Annotated in this window: 1 protein-coding gene; it reads right to left on the bottom strand. The window is 67.0% G+C overall.

What is annotated here, in order from left to right; all coding sequences use genetic code 11:
• The coding region (locus HY26_RS03550; protein ID WP_199288537.1) for a type IV secretion system protein at positions 1 to 373 on the bottom strand (373 nt) is incomplete at both ends.

Genomic DNA, 373 nt, shown 5'->3' with positions numbered 1-373 from the left:
ATACCGGACTTGGCAAGGCTGCCGCCCGCAACGGTACCGGCGGCAACGCCTGCGGCCGTGCCGATGGCGGCCCCGGCCCCCAGCTGCGGCGCACCGGAGACGAGCCCCGTGGCGATGCCGGGCCCGAACAGGCCAAGCGCCAGCATGGCGAGCGAACCGAGGATGACGGAGGCGGCCTGTTCGAGCGTCACCTCGTCCGGCTGGAAGGTGGATGTGATGGAGGAGAAGATCGTCGAGCCGATGCCGACAATGATCGCCAGCACCATGAGCTTGATGCCGGAGGCGATGACATTGCCGAGGACTTTCTCGGCGAGGAACGAAGTCTTGTTCCAGAGCGCGAACGGGATCAGCACGAACCCGGCCAGCGTCGTCA

Source organism: Hyphomonas sp. GM-8P (genome assembly GCF_003263315.1).
Classification (GTDB): domain Bacteria; phylum Pseudomonadota; class Alphaproteobacteria; order Caulobacterales; family Hyphomonadaceae; genus Hyphomonas.
The sequence above is the reverse complement of the archived record's forward strand: the minus strand, read 5'-3'. Positions and strand labels throughout refer to the sequence as shown.